The organism is Peptoclostridium acidaminophilum DSM 3953, from assembly GCF_000597865.1.
GTDB lineage: Bacteria > Bacillota > Clostridia > Peptostreptococcales > Peptostreptococcaceae > Peptoclostridium_A > Peptoclostridium_A acidaminophilum.
In genome coordinates, this window is the sequence record NZ_CP007452.1 from 698,119 (window position 1) to 715,616 (window position 17,498).

The 17,498-nt window shown below is 44.3% G+C and carries 14 protein-coding genes; 10 read left to right on the forward strand and 4 right to left on the reverse strand.

All coding sequences use genetic code 11. The annotated features are described in order from the left end of the window. Positions 1-438: 438 nt before the first annotated feature. From ligA to EAL2_RS03610, 10 genes are all read left to right on the forward strand, one after another. Positions 439-2,481 (forward strand): NAD-dependent DNA ligase LigA, encoded by a 2,043-nt coding sequence (gene ligA, locus EAL2_RS03565; RefSeq protein WP_025435046.1) that lies wholly within the window; start codon positions 439-441, stop codon positions 2,479-2,481. 34 nt (positions 2,482-2,515) lie between these two features. Then, positions 2,516-4,450 carry an Eco57I restriction-modification methylase domain-containing protein gene (locus EAL2_RS03570; protein ID WP_207641144.1) on the forward strand — a complete coding sequence of 645 codons (1,935 nt, stop codon included), beginning with the start codon at positions 2,516-2,518 and terminating at the stop codon, positions 4,448-4,450. An 88-nt stretch (positions 4,451-4,538) separates the two neighbouring features. After that, entirely contained in the window at positions 4,539-4,823 is a 285-nt protein-coding gene (gatC, locus tag EAL2_RS03575) for an Asp-tRNA(Asn)/Glu-tRNA(Gln) amidotransferase subunit GatC (RefSeq protein ID WP_051489073.1), read from the forward strand. 8 nt (positions 4,824-4,831) lie between these two features. Further along, entirely contained in the window at positions 4,832-6,301 is a 1,470-nt protein-coding gene (gene gatA, locus EAL2_RS03580; protein WP_334292062.1) for an Asp-tRNA(Asn)/Glu-tRNA(Gln) amidotransferase subunit GatA, read from the forward strand. A gap of 12 nt (positions 6,302-6,313) precedes the next feature. Then, positions 6,314-7,744: an Asp-tRNA(Asn)/Glu-tRNA(Gln) amidotransferase subunit GatB gene (gene gatB, locus EAL2_RS03585; RefSeq protein WP_025435050.1), complete on the forward strand. Its 1,431-nt coding sequence runs from the start codon at positions 6,314-6,316 to the stop codon at positions 7,742-7,744. Between the two features lie 170 nt (positions 7,745-7,914). Then, the gene (locus EAL2_RS03590) at positions 7,915-8,832 is read left to right on the forward strand and encodes an ABC transporter permease (RefSeq protein WP_025435051.1); all 918 of its coding nucleotides are present in this window, start codon (positions 7,915-7,917) and stop codon (positions 8,830-8,832) included. Positions 8,833-8,870: 38 nt separating this feature from the next. Beyond that, positions 8,871-9,806, forward strand: coding sequence for an ABC transporter permease (locus EAL2_RS03595; protein WP_025435052.1), 936 nt, complete (start codon positions 8,871-8,873; stop codon positions 9,804-9,806). A gap of 18 nt (positions 9,807-9,824) precedes the next feature. Then, a complete protein-coding gene (locus tag EAL2_RS03600; protein WP_025435053.1) occupies positions 9,825-10,847 on the forward strand; it encodes an ABC transporter ATP-binding protein in 1,023 nt (340 codons plus the stop codon). 1 nt (position 10,848) lies between these two features. Further along, positions 10,849-11,835 (forward strand): ABC transporter ATP-binding protein, encoded by a 987-nt coding sequence (locus tag EAL2_RS03605; protein ID WP_025435054.1) that lies wholly within the window; start codon positions 10,849-10,851, stop codon positions 11,833-11,835. A gap of 135 nt (positions 11,836-11,970) precedes the next feature. Next, positions 11,971-13,587 carry a peptide ABC transporter substrate-binding protein gene (locus EAL2_RS03610; RefSeq protein WP_025435055.1) on the forward strand — a complete coding sequence of 539 codons (1,617 nt, stop codon included), beginning with the start codon at positions 11,971-11,973 and terminating at the stop codon, positions 13,585-13,587. A 65-nt stretch (positions 13,588-13,652) separates the two neighbouring features. On the opposite strand, the gene EAL2_RS03615 is transcribed toward EAL2_RS03610, so the two are convergent. From EAL2_RS03615 to EAL2_RS03630, 4 genes are all read right to left on the reverse strand, one after another. After that, the gene (locus EAL2_RS03615) at positions 13,653-14,012 is read right to left on the reverse strand and encodes an ArsR/SmtB family transcription factor (protein WP_025435056.1); all 360 of its coding nucleotides are present in this window, start codon (positions 14,010-14,012) and stop codon (positions 13,653-13,655) included. Between the two features lie 160 nt (positions 14,013-14,172). Continuing rightward, positions 14,173-15,099 (reverse strand): anti-sigma-I factor RsgI family protein, encoded by a 927-nt coding sequence (locus tag EAL2_RS03620; protein WP_025435057.1) that lies wholly within the window; start codon positions 15,097-15,099, stop codon positions 14,173-14,175. Continuing rightward, positions 15,041-15,808, reverse strand: a complete 768-nt coding sequence (locus EAL2_RS03625; RefSeq protein ID WP_207641145.1) for a sigma-70 family RNA polymerase sigma factor — start codon at positions 15,806-15,808, stop codon at positions 15,041-15,043. Before EAL2_RS03625 ends, EAL2_RS03620 begins: the two co-directional genes overlap by 59 nt. Before the next feature lie 182 nt (positions 15,809-15,990). Further along, on the reverse strand, positions 15,991-17,385 hold the full coding sequence (locus EAL2_RS03630) for an S-layer homology domain-containing protein (RefSeq protein ID WP_025435059.1): 1,395 nt from the start codon (positions 17,383-17,385) through the stop codon (positions 15,991-15,993). Positions 17,386-17,498 lie beyond the last annotated feature (113 nt).

Sequence of the window (17,498 nt, forward strand, 5' to 3'; positions counted from 1 at the left end):
TGTCATTGTTTTTTAGAAGGAAGCGTTTGGAATTTCTTATTGAAGTGTTTAATTATTAACATTTTCCGGCGCTTTAGCATATGAATATATAGAGACGATTTGAAAATCACGAAAAAATACTCATACAAAAAAATGAATAAAATTGATTGTGATTATTCATTTTGTGTGTGGCAACGATTTGATTGAACATCTTTATAAAAATACCCATTAAGTGTACTTATTTAACGCGCTTAACGCGCATAAATTTATAACATGCAAATACATGTGAAAATTCATGGCTTCATTGTGAAAATAAGCACATGCGTTACTGGTGATTCTCCGGGTCATTTATTGAAAATATGATCTTTTTATTTTTAAAACGTTTTGAGAGCCTGTCTTGTATAATATAATATATATAGATGTAAAAATAAGATTTGTACAGATGAAAGGCAGGAAGCTATGGATATTAAATATGTTAAAACTAGAATAGATGAGCTTATAAAGCAGATTAACCACCACAATGAGATGTATTATGTGTATGACAAACCTGAAATATCAGACCTTGAATACGATAAGCTGATGAAGGAGCTAATCGAGCTTGAAAATGAGAATCCAGAATTGAGGCGGCCGGATTCCCCGACTCAGAGAGTGGGAGGCAGGGCTCTTGAAAAATTTGAAAAGGTAGTCCACCTAAATCCCATGCTCAGTCTTTCGAATGCATTTTCAACTGAGGAGCTTTATGACTTCGACAGGAGAGTAAGGGTATCTGCCGGCGAGAATGTAGAGTACGTGGTCGAATTCAAAATTGACGGACTTTCAGTGAGCCTTACATATGAAGACGGCATTTTGAAAACCGGTGCCACAAGGGGTGACGGCACGGTGGGAGAGAACGTAACGGAAAATTTAAAGACAATCAGGAGCATACCGCTAAGGCTTAAAAAGGATATAAGCGTCACCGTAAGAGGCGAGGTTTTCATCCCGAAGGAAAGGTTCGAGGAGCTCAATGTAGAGCAGGAGGAAAATGATCTTCCGCTGTTTGCAAACCCAAGAAACGCGGCGGCCGGCTCGCTAAGGCAGCTTGATCCAAAAGTTACAGCAAAAAGGCCTCTCGACATTTTCATTTTCAATATGGAAAATGAAGTCGGCGAAGGCATACACAGTCATAGTGATTCGCTGGAGTTTCTGTCCGGAATAGGCTGCAAGGTAAATCCTCAAAACAAGGTATGCAAAAGCATTCAGGAGGTTGCGGAGTACATAGAATACTGGAGTGAGCATAGGGACGAGCTCGACTATGAAATAGACGGCATAGTAGTAAAGGTCAACAGCCTTGAGCAAAGGGAGCTGCTCGGAGCAACAGAAAAAAGCCCGAGGTGGGCGGTTGCCTACAAGTTTCCGGCAGAGCAGAAAAAGACAAGGCTGGTGGACATAATAGTGCAGGTGGGCAGGACGGGAGCCATTACGCCGACTGCTGTGCTTGAACCGGTGAGAGTTGCAGGCTCAACGGTATCGAGGGCCACGCTTCACAACGAGGACTTCATAAGGGAAAAGGGAATAAAGATAGGCGACAGCGTTATTATCCAAAAGGCAGGGGACGTAATACCCGAGGTTGTAATGGTGCTGACAGAGGAGAGGACTGGAACTGAGCGAGAGTTCTCAATGCCAATGGTGTGTCCGGCGTGCGGCTACAGGACTATGAGGCTTGAAGGCGAATCGGCGCTCAGGTGCACCAACGTTTCATGTCCGGCACAGATAAGAAGGGGAATAATACACTTTGTTTCAAGGGACGCTATGAACATAGACGGGCTCGGAGAATCAATAGTGACGCTGCTTTTGAATTCGGGGCTCATATCGGATATTGCAGACCTTTACATGCTGGGCAAGGAGCAGCTTATTCCTCTCGAGAGGATGGGGGAAAAGTCAGCTCAGAATCTGATAAGCGCAATTGAAAAATCCAAGTCAAACGACCTCAACAGGCTTATATTCGGGCTGGGAATAAAGTTCATAGGCGCGAAGGCGGCCAAGATACTCTCGCAAAACTATGAAAGCCTCGATGAGCTCATACAGGCCGGATATGAAGAAATAGCGCAGCTTGAGGAGTTTGGCCCAAGAACGGCCGAGAGCGTAGTAGAGTACTTCCAGAATGAAAGAAATCTCATGCTGGTTGAAAAGCTAAGGGCTGCCGGGGTGAATATGAAAAGCCAAAAGGCCGCAAAGCCTGCAGCTGGAGGCTTGCTCGAAGGCCTCAAAATTGTACTCACAGGCAAGCTTCCTGAAATGACAAGGGAAGAGGCCAAGGAGATAATAGAATCGCAGGGCGGTAAGGCGGTATCGAGTGTAAGCAAGAATACCGATTTTGTGCTGGCCGGTGAGGATGCGGGCTCTAAGCTGGACAAGGCGGTTACACTAGGAGTAAAGGTGTTATCGGAAGAAGCCTTCAAGGAACTGCTGCAACTTGGCTCCAAGGAAGCCGTGCTTGAAAGGCTCAAGAGTATATATGGATAAAATGCGGATTGATTTTTTGGAAAATTTAAAAAACATGGTAAGTGCCGCAGAAAAGGAAAATACAGAGGAACTTGCAGGGGCGCTGTCCGAACAGATAGGCCAGCAGAGTCCAGCTGAAGTCGAAGCCGAGGACAAAACTGTAATTCTATCCCGGATTTTCGAGAACTCCTTGTCTGGCAGTGCTGATGAATCAAAAGGAGTAGTCTATACGGATGAGATACTTGCCGGATTCATGGCACGAAGGGCAGTGATTGAGTATACAGGAGAGACATCAAGGGAGGACATGCTCGAGAGGATAATGGGGATAAGAGTGCTTGATCCGTCGTGCGGCTGCGGGGCATTCATGCTTGCGTTTTTCAGGGAGCTTCTGAGGCTTCACAGGGTGTACGATCCTGAATTTGAGTATAAAAAAGCCTGCAGATGGATTTTCAACAATAACCTGTTTGCAGTTGACATTGACATGCGGGCTGTTCGAATATCAAAGCTGAGGGCAAAAATATATACGGGCCTGCATGACTTGGATACAAATGTCAGCTGCGCCGATTTCTTATGGGAATACGCTGAGACTGATTTTGACATAATAGCAGGAAATCCTCCATATATCGGAGAGAAGGGCAACAAGCAACTCTTTGACAGTGTCAAAAAGAGCGAGTTTGGAAATCGGTATTATGAAAAGGGAATGGATTATTTCTATTACTTCATAGAAAAGTCAATAGACCTGGCTGGTCGGGGCGGCATCATATGCTTTGTGACTACAAGCTATTGGACTATGGCCGACTGCGCCGCGAAGCTAAGAGACAAGATTTCAAGCACCTGCAGGTTCAGGCTTGTTATTGATTTCAACGATTTCAAGCTTTTCAGCAAGGCTACGGGACAGCACAACATGATATTCATAATTGAAAAAGAGCTTGCGCAGAAGAGTTTCAAGCATGTCAGCGTAAGCACCTCGAAAGGGAAGATAGAAGGGCTTTTAAGCGCGATAGACGCAGGCGATGAAAGCCTTTTCGAGACGAATGTGTGCAAGTCCGATTTTATAAGGGACGAAAACGGCATGTTTCTTTTCATGGATCCCAAGGCTAGAGAGATTACAGACAAAATAAATGCGCAGTCGGAACTCGTGCTGGGAGACATTTCAAGCATTAATCAGGGGATAGTATCCGGCGCGGACAGAGTCAGCCCAAGAAACATGAAGCTGCTTCAGAATGCGGCGGCAGATTCTGCAGAAGTTGTATCAGAAGGCGATGGTATATTCGTGCTGAGGCAGCATGAAATTGATAAGCTGGGCTTGAATCCAGGCAGCGGCATAATCAAACCGTTTTACAAATCTCCTAACATAAGAAGATACGCCACAGACGAGAATAAAGCGCCGGAATCTGATAGACTTTATATAATATATGCCGACAAGCATACGATAATAGACGAGTACGCGGATGTCAGGAAGCATCTTTCAAGGTTCAGGGAGATACTCAAAGCGAGAAGAGAGGCCAAAAGCGGCGCGATTCCTTGGTATAGCCTCCACTGGCCAAGGAATCAAATCATGTTCGAAGGCGAAAAGATAGTTTCTCCCCAGAGGGCCAAAAGGCCAACATTCGGCTACAACAATTGCCCGTGGTATGCCAGTGCCGATGTATACTACATCTCCGACTTCAGAATGGATTCAAGGTATATATTGGGGATACTCAACAGCAATCTGATGCATTTTTGGCTGCACTTTAGGGGAAAGCGAAAGGGCTGCTATCTTGAGCTTTATCAAAAGCCGCTCTCGCGTATCCCAATAAAGGTGGCAGGCGAGCAGGCAATGTCTAGAATATGCCAATATGTGCAGCAACTTATGGATTTGGACTTGCGAGAAGGCGAAAGTGAGCTTTCATGGCGCATTCAAAAGGCAATAGACAAAGAGGTATACATAATATACGGAATGTCTGAAGCTGATATGGATTTCATAGAAAGCAAATTAAGCTGTAACTAGAAAGATGTCCCGAGCAACTGGATTATTAGGCTTAAAAAAGGTATAATTTTTAATGTTAGGTTATTTAACAAAAGGGAGGAGTGAAATAATGATAGATAAGGATGTCATTGCCCACATAGCCCATCTCTCGAGACTAGAGATAAAGGATGAGGAAGTCCAGGGGTACATGGAAAAGATAAACAGCATACTTTCATACGTGGAAAATCTTCAAAGCGTCAATACTGAAAATGTAGACATAACTTACAATACAAACAACAGCTTCAACGCATTCAGAGATGATGCTATAACCTTGTCAATGCCAAGAGAAGACGTGCTTATGAATGCTCCTGACAGTGAAATGGGATGCTTCAAAGTGCCAAAAGTACTAGAATAATAAGGCGGGTGAAAACTTTGAATATATACGATTTGAGCCTTGCTCAGGTTTCGAGCATGTTAAAAAATGGAGAAATAAGCGCATATGAGCTCACAAAAGCCAGCATAGAAAGAACAAAGGACATAGAGCCGAAACTTGATTCATTCCTTAGCATAACAGATGAGCTTGCGCTAGCCCAGGCTAAGGCAGTCGATGAAAAGAGAGCTTCTGGAGAAGCGCTATCCGACATAGCCGGAATACCAATGGCTATAAAGGACAACATATGCACAAAGGGCATAAAAACTACATGTGCGTCAAAAATGTTGGAAAACTTCGTTCCGCCGTACAATGCGACCGTAGTTGACAAGCTCTTTGAGAAAGGCGCCGTGCTTGTTGGAAAAACGAATCTTGATGAGTTTGCAATGGGAGGCTCGACAGAAAACTCGGCATTCAAGCCTACAAGGAATCCATGGGATACTTCAAGAGTTCCAGGCGGTTCTTCGGGCGGTTCGGCTGCTTCTGTCGCAGGACGTCAGGTGTTCTACGCTCTGGGTTCTGACACTGGCGGCTCGGTAAGGGAGCCGGCATCATTTACGGGAATAGTGGGCCTCAAGCCTACATACGGCAGGATATCAAGATATGGACTTGTGGCGTTCGGTTCGTCGCTCGATCAGATAGGTATTTTTTCAAGGGATGTTGAAGATTGCGCCATGGTGCTTTCACATATGGCAGGCAAGGACAGAATGGACGGAACGAGTGTTGATGTTCCAGTGCCTGACTATGCAGGCGAGCTTTCAGGTAACGTAAAGGGAATGAAAGTCGGAGTGCCAAAGGAGCTTCTGGGCGAGGGCGTCAATCAGGATGTGAAAAATGCAATAGTGGCCGCTCTTGAAAAGCTCAAGGAGCAAGGCGTTGAGTGGGAAGAAATATCAATGCCCAACCTCAAGTACAGCATAGAGACATATTATATAATAGCTCCGTGTGAGGCCAGCTCTAACCTTGCAAGATATGACGGCATAAGATACGGCTTCAGGACAGGCGATTTCGAGACCCTCGAGGAGCTTTACAAGAGGACAAGAAGCGAAGGCTTCGGTGAAGAGGTAAAAAGAAGGATAATGATTGGAACATACGCACTCAGCGCCGGATACTACGATGCTTACTACAAAAAGGCGCTCAAGGTGAGAACTCTTATAAAGAACGACTTCATGAACGCATATGAAAAGTATGATGCAATAATAACCCCTACCGCGCCTAACACGGCATACAAGCTGGGAGAGAAGATAGGAGATCCGCTGTCTATGTATATGGAGGACCTGTGCACGATACCGGTAAACATGGCTGGCCTTCCAGGCCTTTCGATTCCATGCGGGCTTGACTCGAACGGCATGCCAATAGGAATGCAGATAATAGGCAAGCATTTCGACGAAGCAGGCATACTGAGGCTTGCGAAAGCGTATGAAAATGTAAGCGGATTCAAAAATTTAAAGGCTGACATATAGGAGGTGAATGCTTTGAAATATACTACTCTAATAGGGCTTGAGATACACTGCGAGCTTTCAACAAAGAGCAAGATATTCTGCGGCTGCAAGAATGAATTCGGCGCAGATGTTAATACATGCTGCTGCCCGGTATGTCTTGGACTGCCAGGAGCTCTGCCTGTTCTAAACGAAAAGGTGCTCGAATATGCATCAATGGCTGGAATGGCTCTGAACTGCGAAATTACAAGGCGTTCAAAAATGGACAGGAAAAACTATTTCTATCCCGACCTTGTGAAGGCATACCAGATATCCCAATACGATATACCGCTATGCACAGACGGCTATATAGACATAACAGACGAGGAAGGCGACAAGAAAAAGATAAGAATACAGAGGATACACATAGAAGAGGATACGGGAAAATCAATGCACGATACTCATGGCGACACACTGCTTGACTACAACAGATCAGGCGTGCCCCTCATCGAGATAGTTACATATCCCGACATGAACTCGCCTGCCCAGGCTTTGAGCTTCCTTGAAAAGCTAAAGGAGACGCTCCTGTTTACTGAGATTTCGGACGTCAAGATGGAGCAAGGCTCTCTAAGGTGCGACATAAACGTCAACGTGGTAAGGGATGACGGAGTCAGAACCAAGATAGTCGAGATAAAAAACCTAAACTCGTTCAAGGCTGCGTTCAAGGCCGCAGAGTACGAGCAGCAAAGGCACATTGAACTGCTTGAAAAGGGTGAGGACAGCAAGAAGGAAACGAGAAGATGGGACGATGTACAAAACATCACAATATCGATGAGGAGCAAGGAGACCGCGGACGACTACAGGTATTTCCCTGAGCCGGACGTAGTCGACATAGTTCTCGACGATGAGTTCATAAACAAGGTAAGGAGCCAGCTGCCCGAGCTTCCTGACGCAAAGAGGGCAAGGCTTATGGCGGAGTATGAAATACCAGAATACGATGCCAAGGTGCTTACTGCATCAAAGGAAGTGTCAAACTACTTCGAGGACATGCTAAAGCTTATAGACAATCCAAAGCTTGTGAGCAACTGGATTATGACAGAGCTTCTAAGAAGGGTCAATGAGGAAGAGGTTGCCCTTTCGGCGCTCAAGTTTGAAAAACAGGATTTTGCAAAGCTTCTGGAGCTTATAGCATCTGGAACAATAAACAACAACGCGGGCAAGAAGGTGTTCAGAGAAATGTTCGAGCTGGGCAAAAAGCCGGAGGACATCATAAAGGAACAAGGCCTTGTCCAGATACAGGATGAGGATGCAATCAAGAACATAGTAGAGGATGTGCTTGGCAGGAATCCTCAGTCTATAGAGGATTTCAAAAATGGCAAGGATAAGGCGCTCGGATTCCTTGTGGGACAGGTTATGAAGGAAAGCAAGGGAAAAGCCAATCCGCAGCTTGCAAACAAGCTGATAATGGAGATTATTCAAAGCAAATAGCAGCCAGGCAGTTTTAATTTAACAGAAAACAGACAAAAAAGACAGGAGTATTATTTGCCTGTCTTTTTTGTAATGAAATAAAGTGGATTTTTATGTATCGTGATATGTAAAAATTAAAGGAAGGCGCCTTTATTATTTTTTGCTCAGAAAAAGAAGAGGGGGTGTTGCTAGTGGCAAGGTTTATATTAAGCAGAATCGTATCGATGGTCGTGACTATTTTCCTGATCATCACCGTGACATTTTTCCTTATGCATGCCATACCGGGAGGGCCTTTTGCAAGCGAAAAGAAGCTTCCCGAGGCCATAGAAAAGGCTCTTGAAGAGAAATACCATCTGAACGATCCACTGCACAAGCAGTACATAGACTATCTGCTTGGCGTTACAAAGGGAGATTTCGGTCCTTCATTCAAGCTCAAGGGGCAGAATGTAAGTGATATCATAGCCGACAGATTCCCTGTTTCGGCGCAGCTTGGAGGAATAGCCCTGGGGCTTATACTGCTTGCGGGAATACCGATGGGGATAGCCGCAGCCTTAAAGCAGGGAACATGGGTGGACAGCGCAGTAATGTTCCTGGCCATAGTGGGGGTAACGATACCTAGCTTTATAATTTCTGCCGTTATGATATACGTATTTAGCGTCCAGCTGGGCTGGCTGCCGCCAGCAAGATGGGGGAGACCAGACCAGATGATAATGCCTGGCATTGCACTGGCTGCCTATTCCATGGCCTTTGTTGCAAGGCTTACGCGTTCAAGCATGCTGGAGGTAATATCGCAGGATTATATAAGAACGGCAAGAGCTAAAGGTCTCAGCGAAAAGGTCGTTGTTTTCAAACACGCGCTCAGGAATGCGCTCATACCGGTAGTGTCATATATAGGTCCGATTGCTGCGGGAATAATGACAGGTTCATTCGTAATAGAAAAGATTTTTGCGGTGCCGGGCCTTGGAAGATTCTTTGTCGAGAGCATAAGCAACAGAGACTATACGCTGATAATGGGAGTCACAATATTCTATGCGGCTTTCCTTGTTGTGATGATACTGGCAGTCGACATAATATATGCTCTGATTGACCCGAGAATAAAGCTTGACTGAGAATAATATAAACAAGAATAGTGCGAAGAGGTGTTATTATGTCGGTTGAAAACAAGGATTTGAAAAGCGATTCCATGTGGGCGCTTGTCAGCAAAGAGGAGAAGGATTCTGAGAGAATAGCCAGACCTTCCATGACCTATTGGCAGGATGTCTGGAGAATATTCAAGGCAAACAAAGTTGCAATGGGATCTGCATATTTTCTTGTGTTGCTGCTTATAACTGCGGTGTTGGGGCCGTATTTATCTAAATATTCGTATTCTGACCAGAACCTTATGATGGCGAATCAGCTGCCAAGCGCGCAGCACTGGTTCGGAACAGATGCCCACGGCAGGGACCTTTTTGTGAGGGTACTGTATGGAGCTAGGATTTCGCTCACGGTAGGGCTTGTGGCTTCTGTAATCAATCTTGTAATAGGTGTGCTCTACGGAGGAATATCAGGCTACTTCGGGGGTAAAATAGATAACATAATGATGAGAGCAATAGATATACTCTATACAATACCGCTCATGCTGTACGTCATACTACTTATGGTTGTATTCGGAAAGGGGGGGCTTGGCAGCATACTCATAGCTCTTGGCCTTGTATACTGGATAGGCATGGCCCGCATAGTAAGAGGGCAGATACTCTCGCTCAAGGAGCAGGAATATGTGATGGCGGCCAAGACACTTGGGGCAAGCGATTTGAGGATACTCATCAGGCATCTGATACCAAACACGATGGGGCCAATAATAGTGACGCTGACCATGTCGATACCGACAGCAATATTTACGGAGGCATTCCTATCGTTCATAGGGCTTGGGGTTTCAGCGCCTATGGCTTCATGGGGTGTGCTTGCAAATGACTCACTCGCAAGCCTTGGCATTTTTCCGCACCTTATGTTTTTCCCTGCGCTTGCCATATCTGTTACTATGCTGGCGTTCAACTTTTTGGGAGACGGACTCAGGGACGCACTGGATCCGCGTATGCGTAAATAGAATTTGGGAGGAACCAGCATGTCAGATAGATTGTTAGACGTTAAAGGTCTCAAGACATCGTTTTTCACGCATGTCGGAGAGGTGAAGGCAATAAGAGGAGTAGATTTTCACATAGACAAAGGCGAAGCCCTGGGCATAGTAGGCGAGTCAGGAAGCGGCAAAACAGTAACCTCAATGTCGATTGTGAGGCTGCTTCAAAAGCCCGGCAAGGTGATCGGCGGGGAGATATTCTTTAGAGGCGAGGACATCATGCAAAAGGCCGAAAAGGATATGCAGAGCATAAGGGGCAACGAAATAAGCATGATATTTCAGGATCCAATGACCTCGCTCAATCCGGTGTATACGGTTGGAAATCAGATTGTAGAAGCCATAGTAAAGCACCAGAAGCTTTCAAAGAGCGATGCCAGGAAAAAAGCTGTAGAGATGCTAAGGCTTGTCGGCATACCATCCCCGGAGAAAAGGATAGACAACTATCCGCACGAGTTTTCAGGCGGTATGAGGCAAAGAGCCATGATAGCCATGGCGCTCTCGTGCGAGCCCAAGCTGCTCATAGCCGACGAGCCGACAACGGCGCTTGATGTGACAATACAGGCCCAGATACTCGAGCTTATGAAGGACTTAAAGGACAGGCTCAATACGTCGATAATACTCATAACACACGACCTTGGAGTAGTGGCCGACCTTTGCAGCCGGATAATAGTAATGTACGGCGGGCTTATCATGGAGGAAGGCTCGGCAGATGACATATTCTACAGGGCGAAGCATCCATATACGCACGGACTTATTAAATCCATACCAAAGATAACTCAAAAGGGCGATAAGGAAAGGCTTTGTCCTATACCAGGCTCGCCGCCGGATCTTTTGAATCCTCCAAAAGGCTGTCCGTTCGCATCAAGATGTGACAGCGCCATGAGAATATGCATGCAGAATATGCCTGAATATAACTTTGTGGCACAGGGACACAGGGCTGCATGCTGGCTGCTGCACCCAGATGCCCCAAAGAGCGGCTTGGCGTGTTCAGCAGAAGGGGAGGTTAGGTAGCATGGCAAATGGATCAAAAAACCTTTTAGAGATTAGTGGCTTAAAAAAATACTTCCCTGTAAAGCAGGGCTTTCTGGGTTCGAAGACAGGCAATGTTCAGGCAGTAGACGATGTGACATTCACCATGAAAAAGGGCGAGACTCTCGGGCTTGTCGGAGAGTCCGGCTGCGGAAAATCAACAACGGGAAGAACTATAATAAGGCTCTACGAGCCCACAGCGGGCCAGATAATTTTTGACGGCCAGGACATAGGCAAGCTCAGCCAAAAGCAGCTCCTGCCATACAGAAAAAGGATGCAGATGATATTCCAGGACCCATATGCGTCGCTCAACTCCAGGATGACAGTAGGAGACATTATAGGCGAGCCGCTCGACATTCACGGAATAGCAAAGGGCAATGAAAGAATGGATAGAATTCACAATCTGCTTGAAACTGTAGGCCTCAGCGGAGACCATGCCAACAGGTATCCGCACGAGTTTTCAGGCGGCCAAAGGCAGCGTGTGGGAATAGCCAGGGCGCTTGCAGTGGAGCCGGACTTCATAATAGCAGACGAACCCATATCGGCGCTTGACGTTTCAATACAGGCTCAGGTTGTAAACATGCTCGAGGACCTTAAGGACAAGAGGGGGCTTACATACCTGTTCATAGCGCACGATCTTTCGATGGTAAAGCACATATCAGACAGGATAGGGGTAATGTATCTTGGAAAGCTTGTGGAGATTGCAGGGAGCGATGAGCTCTATTACAAGCCACAGCACCCTTATACTCAGGCGTTGCTTTCGGCGATTCCAGTAGCCGACCCGGACTCTGCAAAGAAAAGCAGCAGGATAATACTTGAAGGCGACGTGCCATCTCCGCTGAATCCGCCGTTAGGCTGCAGATTCAGGAGCAGGTGCAGATATGCTATGGACATATGTAAGGAAGCGGAGCCTGTGCTAAGGGATGTCGGAGCGGGACACTGCGTGGCGTGCCACCTTATTGACAGATAGAAACAATCAATAGAATTGTCGAAATAATAGATAAACCTATTGAAAAGTGCTATAAATATACTATGGAACAGAATCGACAAACAGGTTTCTGGATTTTACCGGAACATGTTATATAAAAAACTGGAGGTAATGGCAATGAAAAAAATCATTTCGCTCATTCTTGCAGCCATGCTTATAATGATGTCGTTTGTAGGATGCGGCATCAAGGAGAAAGCAGGCGGTGACGAGAAAATAATGCGTTATAACCTTTCAAGCCCTACAAAAACTATTGATCCAACTCTCAATATCTCGATAGATGGGGGGATAATAATAGTGAATGCCTTCGAAGGTCTTATGAGACTAGATGAAAATGATAAGGCAATTCCTGGGATGGCTGAAAAATACGAGGTTTCTGAAGATGGACTTACATACACATTCCATATTAGAGACGCACAATGGTCTGATGGAGAGCCTGTAACAGCCAAGGACTTCGAATATTCTTGGAAGAGAGTTCTTGATTCGGCTACAGCTTCCGATTATGCATACCAGATGTTCTACTTGAAAAACGGGGAAAAATTCAATGGCAAGCAAGTTGGAGCGGATGAAGTCGGTGTAAAGGCTGTCGATGATAAGACTCTTGAGGTCAAGCTGGAAGGTCCTGTTCCCTATTTTATTGAACTTACTGCATACCCGACTTATTTTCCTGTAAGACAGGATGTGATTGAAAAGTATGGAGACAAATGGGCTCTGGAGCCTGAAACATATATATCAAATGGACCTTACAAGGCTGTAAAACTGGAACAGGCGGACGTATTTTCTTTTGAGAAGAACGAGAAATACTATGATGCAAAACGTGTAAAACTCGATGGGATAGACTATTATTTCATGGAAGAAAAAGCCACTGCAATGGCTTCATTTGAGTCCGGATATGTAGATGGGCTTTACGGAGTGCCCAGAGAACAGATAGCAAAACTGCAGAAGGAAAATAAAACTGAATTCAAGATATTTCCCAACCTCGGAATATACTTCTATTCTTTTAATGTAAATGTAGAGCCCATGAACAATCGTAAGGTCAGGCAGGCTCTTTCACTTGCAATAGATAGAAAATCCATAACTCGGGTTATTACTCAAGGCGGAGAAACTGCTGCAACAGGTTTTGTGCCGTCTGGAATAAAGGATAGCAGTGGAAACGACTTCAGAGAGATCGGCGGAAATTACGGAATTACTGAGACTGCACAGATAGACAGGGCAAAACAGCTGCTTGCAGAGGCAGGTTATCCCAACGGCGAAGGCCTCAATACGCTAGAGATTATATACAATACCGATGAAAACCACAAGAAGGTTGCTGAAGCGATTCAGGAGATGTGGAAGCAAAATCTGGGCATAAATGTAGAACTTTCAAACCAGGAGTGGCAGGTGTTTCAAGACACAATAACCAAAGGTGAATATATGATAGCAAGGGACGGATGGTCGGCTGACTATGCGGACCCAATGACGTTCCTGGATCTGTTCATATCTAATAGCGGAAACAACCATCCGCAATGGGAAAACGCCGAATTTGACGCGCTGATAAGCAGTGCAAAGAAGGAAAGTGATCAGGGAAAGAGATTCCAGATGATGCATCAAGCTGAAGAAATGATGATGGCAGATCAGATAGTAATGCCGGTTTACTATTACACAAATCCAATGATGTTTAAATCATACGTAAAGGATGTAAGAGTATCGCCGCTTGGATTTATATACTTTGACAATGCTGATATTGTAAAAGAATAACGAATAATCAAATAGAATTTCAATGAGTCAAATTAAAATGCCCGGCGCTGCCGGGCATTTTGCTGCTATTTTTCAGATATGTGCGAAAGGCCGCAATCGAATATGCTCTTTATGTGCTCATCGTCAAGTGAATAGTATACAACCTTGCCATCTTTCCTGAACTTGACAAGTCTGGCCTGCTTGAGTATGCGAAGCTGATGCGATACTGCGGAGTGGGTTGCTCCAAGCAGGGCTGCTATGTCGCATACGCACATTTCAGAGCACGAGAGCGCGTGGAGAATCTTTATCCTGGTCATATCGGCAAACACCTTGAAAAATTCAGAAAGCTCATAAAAAGTGTGCTCCTGGGGCATTTTATCTTTTACTGCAGCCACAATCTCCTCGTGAATAAGGGTGGTGCTGCAAAGCTCAATGTTTTTATCCAAAGTAATCCCTCCGATAAGAAATGTCACGTGAATGAATGTTCATATGTACTCAGTATACTCTTTCTATATAAGCAAGTCAACCAAAGCAAAAATCAGAACAAGTGGAAGGTTAGTCCCTTAAACGCAAAATGAGCAGGATATTCTTTCCTGCTCATTAGTTTTATTTTTTATTACCGTTGTTTGTATTATTAGTTTTGCCGTTAGAATTCTTTTGATTGCTGTCTACTGAGCCGCTGCCTGTATCTTGGGTATTTGATTTTGAGTTGCCTGACTTGCTCCCCGGCTGAGCATTTTTTGCTGCAGGGACGTTCTCGGACGATCTTCCGGCATTTTCAGAAGCAGCTGGATTTGCTGTCCTGGACGATTCTCCAGTATCTTGGCCATTTTCTTTGCTTATGACTTCAAAGCCAAGGGATTTGTATTCCGGAGCAGTTGAAGCATCTTCGGCTTTGCTTGCTTTAAGCTCGTATTCGAGCACGCTAATTCCGCTGTGCTTGGCATTCTTGTAATTTTTACTGCTTGATTTTACATATACAATATTTAGATTTTCGATTTCAGTGTCATTGAGAAGCTGTTCGTAAATAGCGCTCTTTATTGAGGTTTCATTACTGGCGTGTTTGTTTTTAAGAGGAATTACAGACACGATTATGGTGTTCGCCTCTGAATCTTGAATAGAATATTCAGCAAGCGATTCCACGGCATGCTCTATGGCAAGACCTAGGTACTTATCTTTTGTAATATCCTCAGTTGCCTGAGAATTTGATTTGATATCCTTTACTTTCATATCTTTATCGAGCAGAAACTCCACGCTGGCGCCGTCATCAAGTGTCAATATGGCTGCATAGGAGTAGGGGGATCCAAATCCTCCAGAGAGTCCAAATAGGGATGCAATGATAAGCACTGCAGCTACAGATGAGGCAATAAATCGGCGCATGCCGCCAGAAAGCCTTATAATGTCATCGTCTGTAAAAAATATATTGCTGCCCTTTGAGCATTTCAAAGGCTTTATTTTAAAATATTCGAAATCCTCACTCATCACCATTACATGACTCTTTTGTACATCCATTACAATACCTTTGTGTATCAAGTGAAAGCCTCCTTTCAGCCAAAAGCACATATTCCCTTATATCCTCAAGGTCGTTGTCTAGTGCTATTACGGCTGCGATAATCAGTTTCTTGTTTCTTTGCACGGTCTTGCTCGATATGTTCAACATGCCGGCTATCTTGGCTGCGGGTACGGCTTTTTTTCTGTAAAACTCAGCTTTAAGCGATTCATTGTCGAGTATTAACCTTGCTATTTTTATAGAATTGTGCCGCGCATCGCTTCGTCTTGGCGCTTCATCTACAAGCTGGCTCAAGGTTATGCCAAATTCCAGCAGGCGATTTTTGAAAATATCGATTTCATTGCTTAATTCCAAGCCGCCAACAAAGTCTTCATTGCTTGCAATACGGCCGGGATCAATGCAATTTTTGTCTTCCGCATCTATTGGTATTGTCTGATGAGTCGGCTTTCGCAGATGATCTATTATACGGCTTCTTATTATGAGTTGAGCAAACGCTATGAAGTTTCCGCGGCTGGCATCATACTTGTCTATAGCCTCGTTGAAGGCTTCCAGCGCTATGCTGTATTCCTCGTCGTTTTCGGTTTCCACATATTTGTGGGTGATCTTGGTTATTGTCTTTATTATAAAGGGCAGGTATTCGCTTATTATATTTTCGCGCTCCAGGCTATCCCCATCTTGTGCTTTTTTTATCCTATATTCAATTGGTTCGTCTTTTTTTCTGAAAAAATTCAAAATAGCCAAGGTTTCACCGCCTCTTAAAATATAATACGAAAAACCAGAAGTTAATTGTACCTTTTTGAGCTTATATTTTCAAATATATACTATATATATACTTCCCGGGATGATTTTAACAAAAAACTCCCGGACCAGAGTCCGGGAGCCTGAAGTACTTAGCAGAAAAATTGTGATTTTTCTTATAGATCCTTGTCGACAATTATAGTTACAACTTCATCGTCTTCATCAACTATCAGTTCAACGTCGTCGCCAGTATCGATATCTTCAACGTCGCCCATTTCATCGTCATTGAAGAATACCTGAACGTTATTGTCAACATCGAAAGTTCTTTCAGTAGAGCCGTCGATTATTGTTATTTCGTCCTCGTCTACTGCATCAACTTCGCCGTCATAGTAGTCGAAATCCTCAAGTTCTCTTGAAAGCTCGATTTTCACTACCATATCATCTTCATCGACATATATCTTGACTCTGTCGCCCTTTATTACATCGTCAACTGTTCCATCTTCGTCATCTTCAAATATGATTTCAACATCTTCGTCTATATCATATGTCTTTTCATTGCTGCCAACTAGAAGAGTAACTTCATCCTCATCTATTGCAAGAACTCTGCCGTTGTAAGCGTCAAGCTCTTCAAGCTCGTCATCAACCTCGATTTTTATAACATCTTCATCTTCGTTGACTGTTATTTCAACTTCGTCACCTTCTTCGATGTCATCGATGTCACCTTCCGCATCATCTTCAAATATTACTTCAACATCCTCGTCAATATCGAAAGTTTCATCTTCATCGTCAATAGAGAGTGTTATTTTATCGCTGTCTATAGATACGACTTCGCCTTCATATTTTTCAGTGTCATCAATATCACTGTCATCGTCTATTATATTGCCGTCCTCGTCTATCCTCTCGAGCAATACTGACATCTCAGCTCTTGTAACCGGCTTGTTAGGAAGGAACATTCCGTTTGGATAGCCCTTCATAATCCCGCGGTCAACAGCTATATAAACATAACCTTCATATCCCTCTGGTATGCTGTCGGCATCCTCAAAGTCGATGTCCTCATCCATGCTCTCAATTGCCTCATCTTCAAGATCAAGAGCTCTTACCATGTATTTGGCAACTTCGTATCTCTTGGCTGCAGAATTGAGGTTTTTCACATCTTCCTCGTCGATTATTTCTTCATCAAGAGCAAGCTCAACATAACCTTGAGCCCATGAGCTGACCAGATCTTTAAACTTGAAATTTTTGGAGCCGTTTTCAATCATTTCCTTGTATGAAATGGCCTCTACTTCTTCTCCGGTTACCCTCAGAGACATGATTATGGCTTCAAGTTGAGTTACAGGCTTGTTAGGCTGGAAAATGCCATTGCCATAGCCTTTCAGTATGCCTTTTTGAGCCATGTTCGCAATTGAGTTTTTTGCCCAAGGCACATCATCAACATCGTTGAAAGAAATATTTGAAATTGCAAAAGTCTTGTTAACATTGACGTTTTTGGGAGCCGCAAATGCCGAAGGAGCAAATGCTGTTGTGGCCATGAGCGCTGATACGGTCAGGGCTATAAGTTTTTTTGTTTTCATACAAATCCCTCCTTAAAATAACATGCGTTTAATTGTTTACGCCAAAGAATACGGTGATCCAGGCATTTATCTGTCTCTTTTTTCATTAAATAAATATTTGTTTTTTAAAATGA

Bases quoted from the DNA above. Each gene is read 5' to 3' on its own strand.
- ligA (WP_025435046.1), top strand. From the start codon at position 439: ATGGATATTAAATATGTTAAAACTAGAATAGATGAGCTTATAAAGCAG.
- EAL2_RS03570 (WP_207641144.1), top strand. From the start codon at position 2,516: ATGGTAAGTGCCGCAGAAAAGGAAAATACAGAGGAACTTGCAGGGGCG.
- gatC (WP_051489073.1), top strand. From the start codon at position 4,539: ATGATAGATAAGGATGTCATTGCCCACATAGCCCATCTCTCGAGACTA.
- EAL2_RS03595 (WP_025435052.1), top strand. From the start codon at position 8,871: ATGTCGGTTGAAAACAAGGATTTGAAAAGCGATTCCATGTGGGCGCTT.
- EAL2_RS03600 (WP_025435053.1), top strand. From the start codon at position 9,825: ATGTCAGATAGATTGTTAGACGTTAAAGGTCTCAAGACATCGTTTTTC.
- EAL2_RS03605 (WP_025435054.1), top strand. From the start codon at position 10,849: ATGGCAAATGGATCAAAAAACCTTTTAGAGATTAGTGGCTTAAAAAAA.
- EAL2_RS03610 (WP_025435055.1), top strand. From the start codon at position 11,971: ATGAAAAAAATCATTTCGCTCATTCTTGCAGCCATGCTTATAATGATG.
- EAL2_RS03630 (WP_025435059.1), bottom strand. From the start codon at position 17,385: ATGAAAACAAAAAAACTTATAGCCCTGACCGTATCAGCGCTCATGGCC.